Source organism: Nguyenibacter vanlangensis (assembly GCF_013376155.1).
GTDB lineage: Bacteria > Pseudomonadota > Alphaproteobacteria > Acetobacterales > Acetobacteraceae > Gluconacetobacter > Gluconacetobacter vanlangensis.
On sequence record NZ_JABXXP010001237.1, the window covers coordinates 1 to 557 of the forward strand.

Here is a 557-nt window from a genome sequence, read left to right on the forward strand (position 1 = left end):
GGGTTCCAGTTCGGGTTCCGGCGCGACCGGCTCGCACCACGGCCCCAGCGCGTCCTCCAGCCCGGCGCGGATGCGCTCGGGCGTAAAGGGCACGTCGCGAAACCGCACGCCCGTGGCGTCAAAGATCGCATTGGCGATCGCCGCCGCGCTGGGGACCGAGGCGGATTCACCCACCCCCAGCGGCGGCTGGTCCTGGCATTCGACCAGCAGCACGTCGATGTCGGGCACCTCGTCGAAAGTCAGCAGCGGATAGGTGCCCCAGTCGCGGCTGGCCACGCCCCGCGCGTCGAACGCCACCTGTTCCTTCAGCGCCCGGCTGACCGACTGGACGACATTGCCATGGACCTGGTGCCGCACCCCGGCCGGGTTGACCATCATGCCGGCATCCTGGCCGACCCATACCTTGGTCACCCGGACATGGCCGGTCTTGCGGTCGACCGCCACGTCGGCGACCCAGGCCGCCCAGGCCGCCGGCACGCCGGGAAAGGTGCCATGCACATATTGCGCATAGGCGACGCCCCGCCCGCGCAGGATCCGCGCCTGACCGTCCGGCCGCC

The 557-nt window shown here is 71.5% G+C and carries 1 protein-coding gene; it reads right to left on the reverse strand.

What is annotated here, in order from left to right; all coding sequences use genetic code 11:
• Positions 1-557: molybdopterin cofactor-binding domain-containing protein (locus HUK84_RS22335; protein ID WP_176642062.1), on the reverse strand; the 557-nt coding region annotated here is incomplete at both ends.